We start from the raw sequence: 17,579 nt of genomic DNA, 5'->3' as shown, positions 1-17,579 counted from the left end.
ATGCCTATAGCCAGGGTTTTCCCGCGGCGGACAAAGGCGACGCCGCGCGACGAATACGCTTTTATCGGCGACGTTCCGCTCTTCATCCCGCCAGACATCTCGGAAGTCCATGTCAGCGTGACGTTCACATGGGACCTTAAAGAGGCCGAGCGTTTGACGCGTGCATGGAGTCGCGTCGCCCCGGTCAAACTCGGCGGGCCCGCGACTGGTGAGCGCGGAGGGGATTTTACGCCCGGGATGTATCTTGCGCCGGGCTATGTCATAACCTCACGCGGCTGTCCTAACCGCTGTTGGTTCTGCGAAGTGCCCAAGCGTGAAGGCCCTTTAAGGGAACTGCCGCTTACGGCAGGGAATAACGTCTTGGACGACAATCTTCTCGCCTGTTCTGAGGCTCATATTCGCCGCGTTTTTGAAATGCTGTCCGAGCAATCGAACGTCATGCTGTCAGGCGGCCTCGAAGCGAAACGCTTAGCGCCATGGCACGTGGAGCTTTTCGAGCAGGCGAAAGTCAAAGAAGCGTTTTTCGCCTTTGATACGCCGGACGACTGGGAACCCTTGGTAAAGGCTGCGGAAATACTCAAGGCTAGCGAGTGGTACAGGCCCTATAAGGCGAGATGTTACGTGCTCTGCGGTTATCCGGGAGACACGATTCAAGCGGCGGAACAGCGCTGCATAGATACCCTTCGCCTTGGCCTGTATCCATTCGCTATGTACTATCGCGACAAAGAAGGCCGGCAAACCAAAGATAAAGACTGGACGCGCTTTCAAACGTCGTGGACGCGTCCCGCGGCGATCAATGCGACGGCTAGGAGCTTAGGGCTCCGAGAAAGGAGGACGGCGCAATGAATCCGAACGAAAACATGAATTTTCGGGACAACCGTGATTTCTGGTTTTCACACCTCGATATACAGGTCATGCAGAGCAGTAGCCTGTCGTTTTACGCGAAAGGCATATACGCGCTGCTCACGACCTACATGGACATCAGGACTCGGAGCTGGAGCGTCAAGGTCAAAACGCTTGCCGAGACGGCGGGGCTGAGCGAGCGTCAGGTGCGCTACGCCCTGAAAGAGCTCAAGGACATGGGGATAATCACCTCGGAAGCGGTCTACAAGGACGGTCATCAAAAAGCGTCGGTCTACACGCTCATAGGCCATCGCGCCGAGTGTTTCCGCAAAAGCAGCGTGCAGGAGGTGCAGGCTGAAAACGGAGCAGACTGCACACCATGCAGGCCTACCCCTGCACCATATGCAGACCGTTTACGAGAATCAGTATTACGAGAAACAAATACCCCTATAGCCCCCCAAGGGGGCGAGTATGAGAAACCAGTACCGGGAACACGGGACACGGAAGAGGTGGAAGCCGCGGACGAGTCCGAGAGCTTCGACCTCGCCTCTCCGTCTTCCAAGGCCGGGAAGAAAAAATCAAAACCGCGGCGCGCGCACGCGGACAACCCGAACCCGCTCGACGAATGGTTCGAGCGGCAGTTCTGGCCGAACTATCCGCGCCACGTGGACAAGAAACGGGCGCGGAACACGTTCATGCGCGTGCTCTCAAAGGCCCGCAACCCGGACGAGCAGAAGCAATGGGTCATCAACATGGGCGTGCGCCTCGCGAAGTACATCGAGGACGTGCGGGACAGGGACGAGCAGTATATCAAGCATCCCTCGACGTGGCTCAACGCGCACGACTTCTCGGAGCCGCCGGAAGAGAGCGAGATACTGCGGCGGGAGGTCTTTGTGAGAGATGGCCGAGAAGCTGGCTAAATTCATCGAACTCGCCCGCAGGGACAGCCCGGACGACTGGGAGGACGGCGTGATCCAGCTCCTCGCCGTAGAGGCGGAGGACGTCATCACCAGAGGCATGAACCCCATGTCGGTCGGGAAGCATCTCGCGAAGCTGTGCAGCGACGGCGGCGGGAACGTCCTCGTCTCCGGCGCCGTCATCAGGCGCGCGGTCGCCGAGGGCTTCCGTTCGCTGAAAGCCTCGCGCTTTCCGTCGCACGGCGACGACGTCATGCTCTCCTCCGAGTCAGACGGCATCAGCCTCGTCCCGAGCACCTCCGGCCAGCACCTTGCGAAGCTGACGAGCGAGGTCGCCGAATGGAAGAACCTCGAAGGCTACGGCTTCGGCGTCGTGGAGCTCGACCGCGCATACGGCGGCCTGTACCCAGGCGAGATGATGGCGCTCGTCGGAGCGCCCGGAAGCATGAAGACGTCGCTCGCCCTCAACGCAGTAGACGATTTCATGTACCAGATGCCGCTCGATTCGAGGCTGCTGTTCTTCTCGCTCGACATGCCGCCTCAGACCGTTATAGCGCGCCGTCTCATGCGGGAGATGAACTGCTTTCAGAGCGAACTCTACCGCATGGTACACGACAAACATCCGGCGGTGAAAGAGGCATACGGCAGGATACTTGAGCGCGACGCAGGGCGCTTCCGCCTCATAGGCAGGCCGCGCGGCGGAGAGCCCTATTCGTGGGATCAGGCGGCGAACATCATAATCCAGGTCGCGCCCGACCTCGTGATCATCGACTATCTGACGCTCATCGGCAAATACCGCTCCGAGCTCGAAGCCGTCTACGACCTCGTCCCGAAGATAGTCTCGCTCAAAGAAGACCTCGGCATCGCGGTCATCCTGCTCTCGCAGATGGGACGCAGCAGCAAGGCGGCGCAGAAGAGCGGAAGCGGCGGGCACGCCGCAGGAGGGCATTACGTCGAGGATGCCGCCGACGTCGAGATAGAGCTGCTCAAGGACGAAAGCGAAGGCGGCGAAACGGCCATCGTCGCCACAGTGACGAAAACGCGGAAAAACGCGAGCGGCAAGAGCTTCCGGCTCGACCTCAACGCGCGCTCACTTTCCTTCGGAGGGACGGCGGAGCGCGTGAAGAGGCTGAAACAGGCCGCGAGCGTCTTCAACATCTGAAAAAATAAAAACGGAGGCAGAGAAAATGGGCAAGGCAATCTGCACGGTAGAGGGATTCGTAGCCGGCACGCGGGCCGGAACGGGCAAGAGCGGGGAATATTATTTCAGCATCTCACTCGCCTGCGGTAAAAGCACGAAGGACGAAGCCACAGGACAGTACGAAAACAAGTACCAGCAGTGGTGGAGCCTCACGGCCTGGGGAGACTACGCGCGCGAGCTCGAGCGCATGAACATCGCCAAAGGCACGGCGGTAATGGCCCGGGTCGAGAACCCGCGCGCCCGCGTCTACCACAACGAGAAAAGCCAGCGCTACGAGGCCGTCATCGAAGCGCGTCTATGGAATTTCTCGCTCGGCTCCATGTGCTGGATAAACAAAAAATCCATCGCGCAACAGTCAAGCGGAGGCGTATACGGTGGCGACATGCCGGAAATGGACGAGAGCTATCTGAGCAGCTTAGAGGGCATGGGCGGCGCGTCCGCCGCAGACATACCGTTCTAGCGCGCGGCGCAAAGGAGACGACAATGCACGACACGCCTACTCTTTCAGAGGTCATGAATTTCATAAAGTTTATAGCCTGCTTCGACAATGGACTCGCCATCCTGCTGGGCCGCGCGGAGCCGCCGAGCGCCGTAACGCTGCACGACCTGAAAAAAGGCTCTCAGGAAGAGTACGGCGTACATATCGACGGCGGTGAAGGCGTTCCGCTGGCGCAGAACATCCTTGAGAACAAATTCGACGAGATAGTCTGCTTCCTCGGAGGTTGGAAGAACATAGCGCGCGCCTTCAACGACTACCGGCAGCAATGGCCCGAGACATGGGAGCTGTTCGCGATGTATTCGACCTTCGTGCGCCCCGGCGGCGAGATACGCGACGGCAAGGGCGGCGCAATGGCGATGATAGGGCGGCGTTATGACGGTATCGTGCCTAAGACGGTCCGCCGCCGCAGGAACAAGATCGTCAGGACGATAGCGCTGTACCTCATAACGCACCCGCGCGAGGGCGAGATCGTGCTCTACGACGATCCGGAGCTGGACAAAAAGCTGAATTGAAAAATTGGGTGTCCTCACTATGGCCCTAGCTATGTTTTTGTCAATAGATATAATGTTAGCATCGGCAAGCGAGCCGGGCGGACGGTTCGGATAGTCAATATAGAGTTAAGAGCTTCGGAAGAGGCTTTTACTGGAGGCGAGGCGGAAGGAATGAAACTCCTATCCGCCTCTTCATCTATGTGATGAAGGCACATAGACTACTGATAGTATATCAAAAAGAGGTCTATATGTCTGTATATTTGCGCACAGAGAACGGAGTCCTCTATCACGGGGACTGCATGGAACATTTTAGAAAGATACTGAAAGGCAGCGTCGATATGATCCTCTGCGACCTGCCTTACGGCACCACAAACTGTGATTGGGATAAAAAAATCGAATTAGCTCCGCTTTGGCGGGCATGGAACGTCTGCCTCAAGGATAACGGCGTCGTCTGTCTTACGGCTCAGCAGCTTTTTGTCACTGAGCTTATAAATTCTTGTCTTAGACCAATGAAATTCAGGTATGAGCTTATATGGGAGAAGACGAAAGCCTGCGGCTTCTTGAACGCGAACAGGATGCCGCTCCGGGCTCATGAGAACATTCTAATATTCTATAAGAAACTGCCGTATTACGAACCTCAGATGACGAGCGGCAGGCCGTACAAAACAAAACGCGGTAAGAGCAAGACGAGCGCAGTCTATCGCTTCAACGGCAAAAGCATAGATAAGGAGAATACAGGAACGAGATACCCGCGCAGCGTGCTTCATTTCCCGCAGGAAGCACGGACGAAACATCCGACGGAAAAGCCGCAGGCGCTCTTTGAGTGGCTCATCCGCACATATACCCGTCCCGGCGAAACGGTGTTGGACAACTGCATTGGCAGCGGGACGACGGCAGCGGCATGCGAAGCTCTCGGACGGAGATGGATAGGAATGGAGAAAGAAGCGGCTTGGTGCGAGGCGGCGAAAGAACGTCTCGCGCGGCAAGGCGTTGAAATACAAGTTGGCCCTGCCTCCTAGGGAGTCATACCACCACACACAGCCCGGCACATTCGTCTGTGCCGGGCAATATTTTTATGAGAGGACAAAAGTATGAAACTCGTCCAACCGATACGTAAGGTCGCGCAGATCAAACGCATGAAAGAAATCGCATCTGAGCGGCCTCGTGATTTTTGCCTGATAGCAATGGGTTTTCATACCGGCCTGCGCGTTCAAGACATCCTCTCTTTGAAAATATCAGATGTGGCAAAGAAGGCAGGGAATAAGTGGCATATTGCGCACTGCTACGTAATAAACGAACAGAAAACGAGAAAAGGGAAACAGGTGGAGCTGGTCAAAGCGGCGCGCGACGCGATCGCCTGCCAGATTGCTGCGCTTGACGCCTGCGGCATGGCGGCGTCAGAGGGATGGCTTTTCCCGTCGCCGTATCACAGCGGGATAAAGCCGCTGTCACGCCGGCAGGCGGGAAGAATTATCAAAAACGTGGCGCGCCGGGCGGGCGTCACGGAGCCCGTCGCATGTCATTCGCTGCGCAAAAGCTTCGGTTATCATGCGTTCCGTGCCGGAGTTGACATAATGTATATAAAAGAGATATTCAACCATTCAGATATAGGCATCACCAAACGTTACATAGGCATCACTCAAGACGAACTGAATTCAGTCTATCAGCGCATTGGCGGCATTATGGCCTGAGTTGTGTTCCATTGGTTAAACCGTCTGAAAACGCATGGATAAAAACAGTGCGGCTTAATGCCCTACAAAGCCGCATCCAGTCAAGCATGCGGCAATCTTGCCTTGTATTAAAACAAATGTCCCACAATATAAGATATGGGACATTGATGTGGAAACTTCCGGTATAAAGCATATAGGTAACTGAAAGTATATAAGATAGGAGTGACCGGCAATGCCTAAAGCGTCGAAGAAACCATGCGCGTATCCAGGCTGCGGTGCTCTGGTTGAGTACAACGAACGATATTGCGCCGCACATAAAGACTATGCGCGAGACAAAACCGCAGACGGCAATAAACGCTATGATGCCGAGCGTCCTGAGATTCACAAGTTTTATCACAGCGCCAAATGGCAACGCATACGCGCGCGTTACTTGGCTCTCCATCCTCTATGTGAGCATTGCTTCAAGGAAAATCGAATCGTCAGTGCAGTCATAGTCGACCATAAGCTGGAGATAAGGGACGGCGGCTCGATGACCGACTTCGACAACCTTCAGGCGTTATGTACTGCATGTCACAACAAAAAGACGGCGGAAGAACGGAAAAAACGTACTGCGAGGGTATAAGGGGGAGGCAAAATCTCTGGAGGTTTACGCCTCCAGACCGGGTTGGGCGACGCGTGAAAACGCGCCCGAATTTCAGCAAAAATGGAGGTGGAGCTATGGCCACACGTGGAAGGAAACCAAAGCCGGAGGGAATCAAGAAGCTCGGCGGCAGAAGCCATAAGAAAAAGCAGCCTCCGCTTGTCGAGCTTCCGTTAGACGCAGACTGCACAGAAAGCTTCATGGATATTCCGGGCGAGAAGGAGTTATGGGACAGCCTTGTCACGATGAATGTCGCAAAAAGAAGCGACAGGCGCGCATTCGGGCGATACATAGACCTGCTCGGGATATATAAAGAAGCGCTTGCCGACGTCATGGAGCGCGGAGTCGTACTTAATAAAGGAATGTCCGGGGAAAGATATAACCCTTCGTGGCGCGTAATGCGCGACGCACAGTCAGAGCTGTTGAAACTTGAGGCTGAATTCGGCCTCACTCCGTCTGCAAAGCAGCGCGTAATGAAGTCCGCCGACGACAAGGGCGGCGGAGGTGACGGCGGATATGCGGCTCTTAGGGGCGGGGCGTCCTAGAGAAAATTCAATCCGTTGGGCCAGGAGATATATCGACTGCGTCGTAAACGAAAAAATACCGGTGTGCAGGTGGGTAAGGCTCGCTGTAGAGCGCCATATCAACGATTTAAAAAGCGCAGGCCGGCGCGGATACTATTTCGACGAGAAGCAGGCGGAAAGAGTGCTCAAGTTTTTCTCTTTTCTGCACCATTCCAAGGGAGAGTTCGCCGGCAGACCGTTCGTTCTTTCTACGTGGGAACAGTTTATAGTCTATACGCTGTATGGATGGCGGCGCAAGAAAGACGGCCTGCGGCGCTTCCGAACGGCATACCTGGAGGTCGCTAGGAAAAACGGAAAGAGTACGTTCGCCGCCGGCAACGGCCTTTTCCTTCTTGACGGAGACGGAGAGCCCGGAGCCGAAATATATGTCGTCGCTACGAAACGCGAGCAGGCGAAGATTGTGTTCTCGGAAGCTCAGCGCATGGTTCGCAGCTCGCCGGAACTCAAGAAATTTATCACAGTCAACTCAAGCAGTATGTTCGTTCTGGACAGCGCTTCAAAGTTTGAGCCCCTCGGCTCCGACAAAGACACGCTTGACGGGCTCAATGTTCACGGAGGAATAATCGACGAGCTGCACGCGCATAAAACCAGAGACGTGTACGATCTTATCGACACGGCTACGGGAGCGCGCCGGCAGCCGCTTCTGTTTTCCATCACAACGGCCGGCGTCAACCAGAACGGGATATGCCGGGAAAAGCATAACCATACCGAGAAAATTCTACAGGGCGTCATACCGGACGACGAATTTTTCGGGATGATATTCACGCTTGACGATGGAGACGACTGGCAGGACGAGCTTAACTGGATGAAGCCGAATCCGAACCTCGGCGTTTCGGTCGAAATCAGCGATCTTCGCAGGAAGGCCAGATATGCGCTCTCGTCTCCAGCCGCGCTCAATCCGTTCCTTCGCCTTCACATGAACGTCTGGACAAGCGCGGAAAGCGTCTGGATCACGCCGGATAAATGGAATGAGACGGCAGGCGAGGTCAACGCCTCGGATTTGACCGGATGCGAGTGCTACGGCGGGCTGGACCTATCGACGACGACTGACATCTCGGCCTTGACGCTCACATTTCCTCAGCCGGACGGCACATACAAGAATATCTATGAGTTCTGGGTGCCCAAAGACCGTATCGAGGACAGAGTGCGCCGCGACAGAGTTCCGTATGACGTGTGGGTGCGCGACGGCGTGGTACACGCGACGGAAGGTTCGGTAATTGATTATGATTTCATAGAGCACAGGATACTTGAGCTCGCGCGCCGCTACAGGATACGCGAGCTCGCCTACGACCCCTACAACGCGACGGAGATAACGAACCACCTTATCGACCATGGCATTGAAATGGTCAAATTCCAACAGGGATTTCTAAGCATCAGTCCTGCGGCAAAACAGCTCGAAATTCTTATCATGTCGAAAAAATATCATCACGGAGGCAACCCCGTCATGAACTGGATGATGAGCAACGTCGTCATTCGCCAGGACCCGGCGGGCAATATTAAGCTCGATAAAGAAAAAAGCAGAGAAAAAATTGACGGCCCAGTCTCCGCCGTCATGGCGATAGGGCGTGCGACGACGCAGGGTGGCAATGCCCCGAGCATATATGAGATGCGCGGCGTCGTCGCTATATGAGGAGGTGTCTGTATGTGGTGAGAAAAGAAAAAGGCGGGTTCCTGGCCAAGGTGAAGACTCTTTACAACAGGCTTGTCGCCGAGACTGACGACCCAATTACTCAGTGGCTTATGTGTATGCCGATGCTCGGAGCGCTGTCAAAGGTCGGACAGACAATAACCGAAGCCGACGCAGTGCGGGTCATGGCTGTATATGCCTGTATCCGCGTTATTGCGTCGGAAATCGGGGCGTCTCCGCTTCACTTTATGCGGACGATGCCGAACGGCGGCAAAGAAAGAGTACACGGGGGCCTGGCTGACCTGCTCCGCTTTGAGCCCAACCCGGAAATGACCGCCTCCGACTTCAAGAAAACAATGACATTCAATCTGGAGCTGTGGGGCAACGGCTACGCCGAGGTGCAGCGCAACAGACTGGGAGAGGTAGTCGGTCTTTGGCCTATCCCGTCGTGGCGCGTAATAAAAGAGCGCGACCTTGATACACGGAAACTCTATTACCGCGTCGCAGTGCAAAACGGCGAAGTCATCCTGGATGAAAAACGTATGCTGCACCTGCGCGGGCTGGGCGACGGCGTAGTCGGCATGAGATTCGTATCACTCGCACGCGACGCGCTGGGATTGGCGATTGCAGGAGAGGAATACGGCTCGCGTTTCTTTGAAAACGGCGCTCTTGCGTCAGGCATCGCTACGTATCCGCGGGCGCTGAGCCAGGAGGCGCTGGATAATTTCAAAAAGTCGTTCAAGGAGTCATACGAAGGGCTGAGCAACGCGCAGCGCGTCATGTTTCTTGAGGAGGACATGAAATTCCAGCAGCTTACGATCCCGAACGACGCGGCGCAGTTCCTTGAAACAAGGAGCTATCAGATGCACGAGGTCTGCCGCTTCTTCGGCGTGCCGCCGCATAAGATAGCGATTCTGGACCGCGCTACTTTCAGCAACATCGAGCACCAGAGTATGGAATTCGACCAGCAATGCATCTATCCGCGCATCGTGCAGTGGGAAGAGGAACTGCGCCGGGTGCTTCTGACTCAAGAAGAGAAAGAACTGGGATACTTTTTCAAATTTAATCTGAATTCCAAGTCGCGTGTCGCGATGGCGACGAAAACAAATTATTACAACTTTATGCGTCAAAACGGAGTAATGAACGCGAACGACATCCGCGAGATGGAAGACATGAACCCGATCCCGGCGGAAGAGGGCGGAGATGCCTACCTCGTGAACGGCAACATGATACCGCTCAGCACCGCTATGACACGGCAGCCTGATGTAAAGGAGAGTGCAGATGAAGAATAAATATCATTTTCTGCGCGGTTCCCCGCTGCTTTTAGCTCCGGGACGCGATATCCGCGGCTACGTAGAAGATTACTGGTCGGACACCCCGCGCGACGTGAGAATATCCGTAAAGGAAGATATTGACGGAGCCGTTGTTGAAAACGGCAAAATGCTTCTGCGTGTCAACTGTCTCGTAGATGAATACCTCGTCCAGTATTTCCACGCCGTAGAAAATCATTATACAGAGATAGCCGGAAAATGCAGCGAACTGGTTATCTCGCTCAACACTTACGGTGGGATTGTTACGGATGGTTTTGAGATTGTTGACATGATGGCGGAGTGGAATCGAAAGCGCGACGTCAAGGTGTCGGTCCTAGGCGCTGGCGCGGTCTACAGCATGGGCATTATGATACTGCAGGCCGCTTTCCGGCGTTACTCGTACCCAAACGCGGAATATCTAATCCATCCAATTTCCGGCCTGGCGCTGGGCACACGGGAGCAGATAGAGGATCACCTGAACAGCATGAAGGCGCACGAAGCCAGATGTGTCTCGCTTATTTGCCGCCGCTCTGGCTTAAGCGAGCATGACGTGCGCGAGCTTATGCGTCACGACTCATTCCTTTCCGCCGAGCGTGCTCACGAGCTTGGGCTTATCGATGAGATTGCAGCGGAGTCCGGGAACGGAGAAGACGAGCAAAGAAACGAAGGCGGTGCGGGGCAGCCGCAGGAAAAGAACAAACGTGCGCGCGAGCTCCTCGCAATGGAAATGTTAATTTTTTAAGGAGGAAATGTCATGGACAAAAAAGCAAAGCTTAAAGCCGTATTCGAGCAGATGAAGGCGCTGAACGATTCTGACAGCTTCAGCCAGGAGAAATGGGACGAGCTTAAGGCCGAGGCCGCGAAGCTCAAAGCGGAAATAGAGGCCGAAGAGAAGCGCGCTGAGGAGATGCGTTCTCTCGGTGGGTTCATAAACGCGGCTCCGATGCCGGCGTCTATGAGCATAAGCCCGTCTCCTGCAGTGCCGAAGGATAAAAACGAACGCCCGTTCAACAGCTTCGGTGAGCAGCTTCAGGCGGTTGCGCGGCTTGCCGGCAGCCCGGACGTCGATTATCCCGTGGACGTGGCCGAAAATAAGCAGACCGCGGTCAACTCCGCCGCCGGCATCCGCACCAGCATAGCGAGCGAAGTCGGCTTTCTCGTCCAGACCGATTTTGCCACTCAGCTTCGGGAGTCGGCGACGGAATCCGGCGTCCTCGCGTCGCGCGTCTCGCGCATCCCGATAGGCGCGAACTCGGACGGGTTTGAATATATGGAGGTTGACGATAAGGACAGGAGCAAGGGCCCCTGGGGCGGCGCGTTCAAGGTCTACCGCAAGGGCGAGGCGGAGGAAATGAAGGCAGGCGAGACCGCTAAGATGAAGACGCGGGACATCCGGCTCGAAGACCTTTACGGCCTCCTCTACGTGACGAATCGCGCTCTGCGGGACGCAACGGCGCTAGGCTCTCTAATCCGCCGCGGATACGCCGATAATTTCGGCTTCAAGCTCGACCAGGAAATATTCGAAGGCAGCGGCGCGGGGCAATGCCTCGGCATATTGAACAGCAAGGCGCTCGTCACCGTCGCAAAGGAAACCAACCAGGCGGCGAAGACGATAAACGTCCAGAACATACTCAAGATGTTCTATTCCATGCCGGCACGTTTCCTCCCGAACGCGGTATGGCTCGTTTCACAGGTAGGCGTGCAGGAGGTGCTGCCGCAGCTTGCGATAAACGATAACCTCGTATATATGCCGCCGACCGGGCTCTCAGGCGGGCTTTATGGAACGCTGCTCGGAAGGCCGGTCATACCGTGTGAGCACTGCCCGGAGATCGGCACGAAGGGAGACATCCTGCTCGCCGACCTGAATCAGTATCTCATGATAGAAAAAGGCAACACCGAGATTGAAACGTCGATACACGTCAAGTTCGTAACCGACGAGACCGCATTCCGTTTCATACAGCGCAACAACGGACAGCCGTGGGATGGCTCGCCTTGGAAAACGCTGAAGGGCAACAAGCTGATGGGGCCGTTCGTTGCCCTTGCCGACAGGGCGTAAGGAGGTAATCTGACAATGAAATTCTCGCTCGCCGAACAGACGAAAATCATAGAAGCCATTACACCGAGCACCGGAGCAGCCGCTGCAGCCGGAGACTACATAAGTCTCGCCGGTGCGCCGCGCATCGCGGTGGTCTGCCACATAAACCAGGCTAACGCCGCTGCGGTCGCGCTGACCATCGAACAGGCTAAGGATGCGTCCGGTACTGAGTCGAAGGCAATAACGGAGAAGGTGCCCATCTGGGCGAACGAGGACGCCGCCGCTTCCGAATACCTGGAACGGAAAGAGGATGCGGTCAGCTACACTACGGACTCGCAGCTCAAAAAGAAAATCGTGGTATTTCAAGTCGATACTGATGTTCTTGACAAGGAAAACGGTTTTTCGTACATCTGCGTTAAAGCGGCCCTCTCGAACGAGGCGAATATCGTTTCCGCTCTCTACATAATCGGCGATCTGCGCTACGGTGCGGCTGAGGGGCCGGAGCTGACTGTATAACTCAGGGGGCTCGTGCTCACCCTTTTATTTCTGATGGAGGTGGCGGCTGTGCCGGAACCGATAACGCTGTCTGAAGCTAAAGCACACCTGCGTATTACTTACAGCGACGAGGACAGCTATATAGAGACGCTCATCACTGCTGCGCGTCAGTATGCCGAAAATTACCAGAACAGGGTGTATGTGGAAAGAGCAAACTCAGACGGCAGCGTCGTTGAAGCCGAAGATATGCCCGCAATGGAAAAAGCGGCCTGTCTGCTGCTCATAGGCCATTTGTTTGAAAACCGCATCGCAGTCGGTGTAAAAGACGCCGCTTTGGAGGTTCCTCTCGGAGTGACGGCGATTCTGAACCTTCGGCGAAATCTGCCGGTATGAGAGAACGACCATGAACCCGGGCGAGCTTCGCGAGCGGATAACCATCTCGCGGCCGAAGACCGGCGGCGACGGCATAGGCGGAGAGACGCGGACGCTTGAAAAGCTCTGCGGCTGCTGGGCGAAGGTCACGGCAACGCGCTCGCGCAGCGGTATCATATCGGGCCGCGACCTTGAAATCCGCACGCACGAGGTGACGATACGCCTCGGGCGCGTCGAACCGCAAAACGGAGATGTCATCACGTGGCGCGGCAAGACGCTCACCGTCCGCGCCGTGCGGCCGGACTACGCGCGCGCGGTATGCGAGATGGATTGCAGGATGGAGGCGTGAAGATGATCCAGTTCAAATTCGGCACGAAGGACATGGACAAGCTCCAGAAAAAATTCGAGCGCCTCCAGCGCAAAGAGCTGCGCGAAAAAACATACGAGCGTCTCCGAAAACTTACGGACATAGTGATGGAAGACGCGAAGCGCCGGGCTCCTGTCAAGACAGGCGCGCTTCGAGATTCCGTCACGGCTCGCACGTGGAAACGGAGCCGCTCATACAACAAGATGCGCGGCGTCGTGTACGCCGACTACCCGAAGACGGGACGGGTCACAAAAAGCAAGACCAAAAAGCAGGCCGCCGGCGCTCCCGTCTATTACGCCTTCGCCGTCGAATACGGCACGCGCCATGTAAAGGCCCGTCCGTTCCTGCGCCCCGCGCTCGCGTCCAAAGCGCAGCTCATAGAGCGCGAGATGAACGAGATGCTAAAAGAGGCGGTCACGAATGACTGACCTCATGAAATACGAGGCGCTCTACAAGGCGCTCGCCGGCAACTCCGCGCTCATGGCGAAAATCAGCGGCATATACGACGAGCCGCCGGACGACGCCGTGTCTCCATACATCGCCGTCGCGTCGGTGCAGAACGTCAGCGACGAGCTCCTAGACAACAGCGGCTCGGAAGTGACGGTAGACCTCGACGTATGGGCGCGCGCGAACGCCTCCGCCGGAGGGCGCAGGCAGATACTTGAAATCAACGACCTGATAACCGCCGCCGTGCCCTCTTGGGCGCTCTACGACGGCATAGAGATAATGCGCGACGCCGCCGAGCCCGACTGGTGGCACGGCGTCGCGACGATACGATATTACGATAGGAGGATTGAGTGATGGCCAGACAGCTTGCAAAAAACGCTCAGCTCATGGTCTCGGAAGACGGAGTCGGCGAGCCCGACCTCCTCGAAGCCCTCGCGAGCTGGAGCTACGACAAAAGCAAAACCGAAGTGGACGTGACCGGAGTCTTCGACAAAAACAAACAGTACGTCCCGGGACAGGGAGACGCGCGCGGCGAGTTTACGATAATCGTAGACCCCGAGAGCGAGACGCTCCAGCTCATCGAGGGGGCCCAGAAGGACGACACGCTTATATACATCTTCTACCGCCCCGACGGCACCGGCGCGTCGAAGCCGCAGGATAAGATACCGGCCTACATAACCGGCCTCTCTTACTCGGCTTCGGTCGACGGCCGCGTTGAAGCGTCCGTCACATTCGTCGCCGGCGGCGACGTAGACAGCACCGCGCAGACGGGAGCATAGGAGGGACACTCATGCGCGAAATCACGATAAACGGCAAAAATTATAAAATCGAGTTCGGCCTCAACGCGGTCTGCCTGCTTGAGGACACTGTGCATCAGCCGCTCAGCGCCGTCATGCAGCAAATCTCAAACGGCGTGTTGGACCTGCGCATGACCCGCGCCATATTCTGGGCCGGGCTGCTCGCGAACCACCGCGGCATGACGCTCGAACGCGCCGGCGCGATACTGGATCAGGCCGACGGCGATTATCCGGCCGTGTATGCGGACGTTATCGGCGAGCTTACCAACTCGTTCGTTCTGCGTATCATGCCGCCCGCCGCCGAAGGCGAAGAAACAAAAAACGCGGAAGGGACTGCCTAGAAGAACGGCAGTCCATGTTTTTAATGGCGCTCGGCCCGCTCGGGCTGACGCACGAAGACCTCTGGCACGTCACCAGAGGCCAGCTGTCCGACCTCATCCATGCGTACAACTACAAAAACTACCTTGCGAGGCGCGAGCGCGCGGAGCTCGCCGTATTCGTAGCGCTCTATCAGGGCAGGAAACCGCCGTCGATAGAGAAGCTCTGCGGCGAATGGGAAGGCGGGCGCGTGATGACGCCGGAAGAGGCGAACAAATACAGGCTTGAGAATATAAAGGAGGCGGGGGGGCGATGCCAAGCAATAAAGCGTCGATAACCATAGACGCCGACGTGACAAGAGCGGCGAAGGCCATGAAGCAGCTTACGAGCTCCGTTCAGCAGATGAGCCGCAGCGTGAACAGGAACCTTGACGTGGCCTTCGGCAAAAACGCGCTGAAATTGTCCGACGCACTGCTTGCAAAAATGAAATACGCCGCCGCCGGCCTTGGCGTCGCCGGAGCCGCCGCGGTCAAGATGTCCTCGGATTTCCAGGTCGCGAGCAAATCGATGGAAGTCCTCACCGGCAGCGCCGCTGCGGCTCAGAAACATCTCAGCGACCTGGAAAAATTCGCGGCATCGACGCCGTTCGAGTTCAACGGGATCGTCGACGCTTCGCGCCGCTTGCAGGCGTTCGGATTCCGGGCCGAGGAAGTTATCGGCATACTTGAAACCGTTGGAGACGCATCGATGGCGCTCGGCAAGGGGCAGGAAGGCATCGACGCCATTACCCGCGCGCTGGGGCAGATACAGGCCAAAGGCAAGCTCTCCGCCGAAGAAATGACTTCGCAGCTCTCCGAGACGGGGCTTCCCGCGTGGCAGATCCTCGCCGAGGAAATGGGCAAGTCCGTGGCGGAAGTGCAGGACATGACAACGAAGGGGCTTATCTCTTCACAGGCTGCAATAGAAGCTCTCTTGTCCGGCATGAAAAAACGCTACGGCGGCATGATGAAAGAGATGGCGAACGAGATTCCGCAGCAGCTCAGCAACGCGAAGGATTCCGTCGCCGTAATCATGCGCGAGATCGGCGACAGCATAACGGAAGAGCTTGACCTGAAGGAACGCCTCGCGAGCGCCACGTCGTGGCTCGGAGATTTCGCGCAGGAGGTAAAGGAAAGCGGATTCCGCGAGGCGATAGGCGAGCTCGTCCCTGATTCAGCCAAGGCAGGCGTCATAGCCCTCGGCTCCGCGCTGACAGGAGTCCTTGTCCCGGCGCTCCTGAAAACAGCGACGACCGCGGCGGGAACATACGCGGCGTTCGCTCCGATAGCCGGAGGCGCCGCCGCGCTCGGCCTCGCGTTTTCCGAATTAAGCGGAACGACCAACCTCGTCGACGATGATATGAAGGCGCTTGTGACCACCGGCTTGACTATAGCGGGCGTTATCCCTATAGCAAGCAAAGCGGCAAGCGCATGGAAGAGCGTAAGCTCCGAGGTAAAAAACGGCTATCTCATGATTGGCGAAGCTACGACCGTAGTTTCCAAGATGTCTCGCGCGTTCGTCTTAGCCGAAGTGCAGGTCAGAGCCGCGGGCGGCGCGATGAATTTCGCGAAGGCGGCGGCTCTCGGCCTCGGCGCGTCAATGAAGGCGCTTATGGCTTCCATCGGCCCTGCCGGGTGGGCGGCGCTCATAGCTGGCGGCACCGCATGGCTCGTCTTAAAAGAGCGTATGGAAGACGCTGCGAAACAGGCGGAAATAACGCAGAAAGCCATCGCGAGCGTCAATCATGAATTTGCCAGCGCGAATGCCGCGCAGCTTGAAAGGGCGTTGAAAGACGCAGGTAAAGAGCTGGCCGCTCTTGAAGAAAGAGCGCTCAGCGCGAAGCTCAGCCTTATGGAGCTATGGAATGCGAAAGAGACTTACGACGGCGGCGGCCTGCTCATACCGGAGATAGGCGTAGCTCTGCCGCAGGATACGCTCGCGAAAGCCTCCGGGCAAAATTTCAACACGGAGGAATATGAAGCGAAGCGTACAGAGTTGCAGACCCGCATTGAAAAGTTAAAAGAGCTCCTCATGGAGCGCCAGAAACTGGAAGAGTCTGTCAATAAAGGCGTTTCTTCGCCAAAAGGAGGAACTCCGTCAACTCCGGCGTCCGGCGGAAAATCAGCCGCCGAGAAGCTCGTCGAGAACATACGCGACCAGATGAAGTACCTCGGCAAAGACGGCAACGAATTCCTCGCCGTCCTCGACAGGTGGCAGGCAAAACTGCCCACGTTATCAAAAGACTGGAAGGCCGTCACGGATCTCAAGTTCGACATACTCGGCGAAAACGCGGAGCGCAGCGCCGAAAACGCCGGCCGCGTCCTCGAGCGCATCGAGAAACAGAAAGAGGCCGCGAAGGAGCTCGCCGAAGTCTACGAGCGTGCCGACCGCGAATATCTCTCCGGCCTCGGCTGGGAGAACTCGCAGGGGCTCATGTCGAACACCGAATACCTCGACATCCTCTCTAAGAAAATCGAAGAGCTCGGGCTGAAGACGAAAGACGTATTCAACTGGACGGACAACGAGAAGGCGTGGTTCGCCGCGTATCAAAATATTGGAAGCGAAGAATTCTCGAACTCGCTCGACCTCATCAAGAAGCGTTACGAGTCCGGCAGCGTCAGCGCGGCACAGTACAAGGCGACGCTTGAGCAGCTCAAACAGCAGTATGCGGATATGCCGCTCGTCGTAAAAATGGCGAACGAAGAGCTCGCAGCGCTCAACGATACGATGAACAAATATCCTACCGCGGCTCAGCAGGCAAGCGCCGCATGGGACAGCGCCAAAGAATCACTATATAACGTGCCATCCGGCATCGGCAGCGCCTTCGAGAGCGCCATCCGCGGCACGGAGTCGCTCAGCGACGCAATGCTCGGCCTCTTGCAGGACATCGGCGCGGTAATTGTCAAAGCGCTCATTATGCGCGCGCT

General features: G+C 56.6%; 22 protein-coding genes. All 22 read left to right on the top strand.

Annotated features, from left to right (window positions below; all coding sequences use genetic code 11):
• On the top strand, positions 1-846 hold the full coding sequence (locus B5F39_RS11980; protein ID WP_087367966.1) for a hypothetical protein: 846 nt from the start codon (positions 1-3) through the stop codon (positions 844-846).
• Positions 843-1,763, top strand: a complete 921-nt coding sequence (locus B5F39_RS11975) for a helix-turn-helix domain-containing protein (RefSeq protein WP_087367963.1) — start codon at positions 843-845, stop codon at positions 1,761-1,763. Before B5F39_RS11980 ends, B5F39_RS11975 begins: the two co-directional genes overlap by 4 nt.
• Entirely contained in the window at positions 1,744-2,922 is a 1,179-nt protein-coding gene (locus B5F39_RS11970) for a DnaB-like helicase C-terminal domain-containing protein (protein WP_087367960.1), read from the top strand. The genes B5F39_RS11975 and B5F39_RS11970 overlap by 20 nt, the downstream gene beginning before the upstream one ends.
• 25 nt (positions 2,923-2,947) lie before the next feature.
• Positions 2,948-3,421 (top strand): single-stranded DNA-binding protein, encoded by a 474-nt coding sequence (locus B5F39_RS11965; RefSeq protein ID WP_087367957.1) that lies wholly within the window; start codon positions 2,948-2,950, stop codon positions 3,419-3,421.
• A 53-nt stretch (positions 3,422-3,474) separates the two neighbouring features.
• Entirely contained in the window at positions 3,475-3,972 is a 498-nt protein-coding gene (locus tag B5F39_RS11960; RefSeq protein ID WP_143330744.1) for a hypothetical protein, read from the top strand.
• Between the two features lie 227 nt (positions 3,973-4,199).
• The gene (locus B5F39_RS11955; protein ID WP_087367951.1) at positions 4,200-4,970 is read left to right on the top strand and encodes a site-specific DNA-methyltransferase; all 771 of its coding nucleotides are present in this window, start codon (positions 4,200-4,202) and stop codon (positions 4,968-4,970) included.
• Positions 4,971-5,042: 72 nt separating this feature from the next.
• Entirely contained in the window at positions 5,043-5,642 is a 600-nt protein-coding gene (locus tag B5F39_RS11950; protein WP_087367949.1) for a tyrosine-type recombinase/integrase, read from the top strand.
• A gap of 211 nt (positions 5,643-5,853) precedes the next feature.
• Positions 5,854-6,243, top strand: a complete 390-nt coding sequence (locus tag B5F39_RS11945) for an HNH endonuclease (protein WP_087367946.1) — start codon at positions 5,854-5,856, stop codon at positions 6,241-6,243.
• Positions 6,244-6,338: 95 nt separating this feature from the next.
• On the top strand, positions 6,339-6,806 hold the full coding sequence (locus B5F39_RS11940; protein ID WP_158096046.1) for a phage terminase small subunit P27 family: 468 nt from the start codon (positions 6,339-6,341) through the stop codon (positions 6,804-6,806).
• The gene (locus B5F39_RS11935; RefSeq protein WP_087367940.1) at positions 6,778-8,475 is read left to right on the top strand and encodes a terminase TerL endonuclease subunit; all 1,698 of its coding nucleotides are present in this window, start codon (positions 6,778-6,780) and stop codon (positions 8,473-8,475) included. The genes B5F39_RS11940 and B5F39_RS11935 overlap by 29 nt, the downstream gene beginning before the upstream one ends.
• Positions 8,476-8,489: 14 nt before the next feature.
• Complete coding sequence (locus B5F39_RS11930; RefSeq protein WP_158096045.1) at positions 8,490-9,764, top strand: phage portal protein; 1,275 nt, start codon at positions 8,490-8,492, stop codon at positions 9,762-9,764.
• Entirely contained in the window at positions 9,754-10,524 is a 771-nt protein-coding gene (locus tag B5F39_RS11925) for an ATP-dependent Clp protease proteolytic subunit (RefSeq protein ID WP_087367934.1), read from the top strand. The genes B5F39_RS11930 and B5F39_RS11925 overlap by 11 nt, the downstream gene beginning before the upstream one ends.
• Positions 10,525-10,536: 12 nt before the next feature.
• Positions 10,537-11,838, top strand: coding sequence for a phage major capsid protein (locus B5F39_RS11920; RefSeq protein WP_087367931.1), 1,302 nt, complete (start codon positions 10,537-10,539; stop codon positions 11,836-11,838).
• Between the two features lie 15 nt (positions 11,839-11,853).
• Positions 11,854-12,333 carry a hypothetical protein gene (locus B5F39_RS11915; RefSeq protein ID WP_087367929.1) on the top strand — a complete coding sequence of 160 codons (480 nt, stop codon included), beginning with the start codon at positions 11,854-11,856 and terminating at the stop codon, positions 12,331-12,333.
• 48 nt (positions 12,334-12,381) lie between these two features.
• Positions 12,382-12,705 carry a head-tail connector protein gene (locus B5F39_RS11910; RefSeq protein ID WP_158096044.1) on the top strand — a complete coding sequence of 108 codons (324 nt, stop codon included), beginning with the start codon at positions 12,382-12,384 and terminating at the stop codon, positions 12,703-12,705.
• A gap of 10 nt (positions 12,706-12,715) precedes the next feature.
• A complete protein-coding gene (locus tag B5F39_RS11905; protein ID WP_087367922.1) occupies positions 12,716-13,033 on the top strand; it encodes a phage head closure protein in 318 nt (105 codons plus the stop codon).
• A 2-nt stretch (positions 13,034-13,035) separates the two neighbouring features.
• On the top strand, positions 13,036-13,479 hold the full coding sequence (locus B5F39_RS11900; RefSeq protein WP_158096043.1) for an HK97-gp10 family putative phage morphogenesis protein: 444 nt from the start codon (positions 13,036-13,038) through the stop codon (positions 13,477-13,479).
• Positions 13,472-13,852, top strand: coding sequence for a DUF3168 domain-containing protein (locus B5F39_RS11895; protein ID WP_087367916.1), 381 nt, complete (start codon positions 13,472-13,474; stop codon positions 13,850-13,852). The genes B5F39_RS11900 and B5F39_RS11895 overlap by 8 nt, the downstream gene beginning before the upstream one ends.
• Entirely contained in the window at positions 13,852-14,277 is a 426-nt protein-coding gene (locus B5F39_RS11890; protein ID WP_087367913.1) for a hypothetical protein, read from the top strand. The genes B5F39_RS11895 and B5F39_RS11890 overlap by 1 nt, the downstream gene beginning before the upstream one ends.
• Before the next feature lie 11 nt (positions 14,278-14,288).
• The gene (locus B5F39_RS11885) at positions 14,289-14,636 is read left to right on the top strand and encodes a GTA-gp10 family protein (RefSeq protein WP_087367910.1); all 348 of its coding nucleotides are present in this window, start codon (positions 14,289-14,291) and stop codon (positions 14,634-14,636) included.
• A 14-nt stretch (positions 14,637-14,650) separates the two neighbouring features.
• On the top strand, positions 14,651-14,950 hold the full coding sequence (locus B5F39_RS11880) for a hypothetical protein (RefSeq protein ID WP_143330742.1): 300 nt from the start codon (positions 14,651-14,653) through the stop codon (positions 14,948-14,950).
• Positions 14,926-17,579, top strand: a 2,654-nt coding sequence (locus B5F39_RS11875) for a tape measure protein (RefSeq protein ID WP_143330741.1), incomplete at its 3' end; no start/stop codon positions are given. The genes B5F39_RS11880 and B5F39_RS11875, both read left to right, overlap by 25 nt.

Source organism: Cloacibacillus sp. An23 (genome assembly GCF_002159945.1).
Taxonomy (GTDB): domain Bacteria; phylum Synergistota; class Synergistia; order Synergistales; family Synergistaceae; genus Caccocola.
This window is presented reverse-complemented; position numbering and strand designations above follow the sequence as displayed.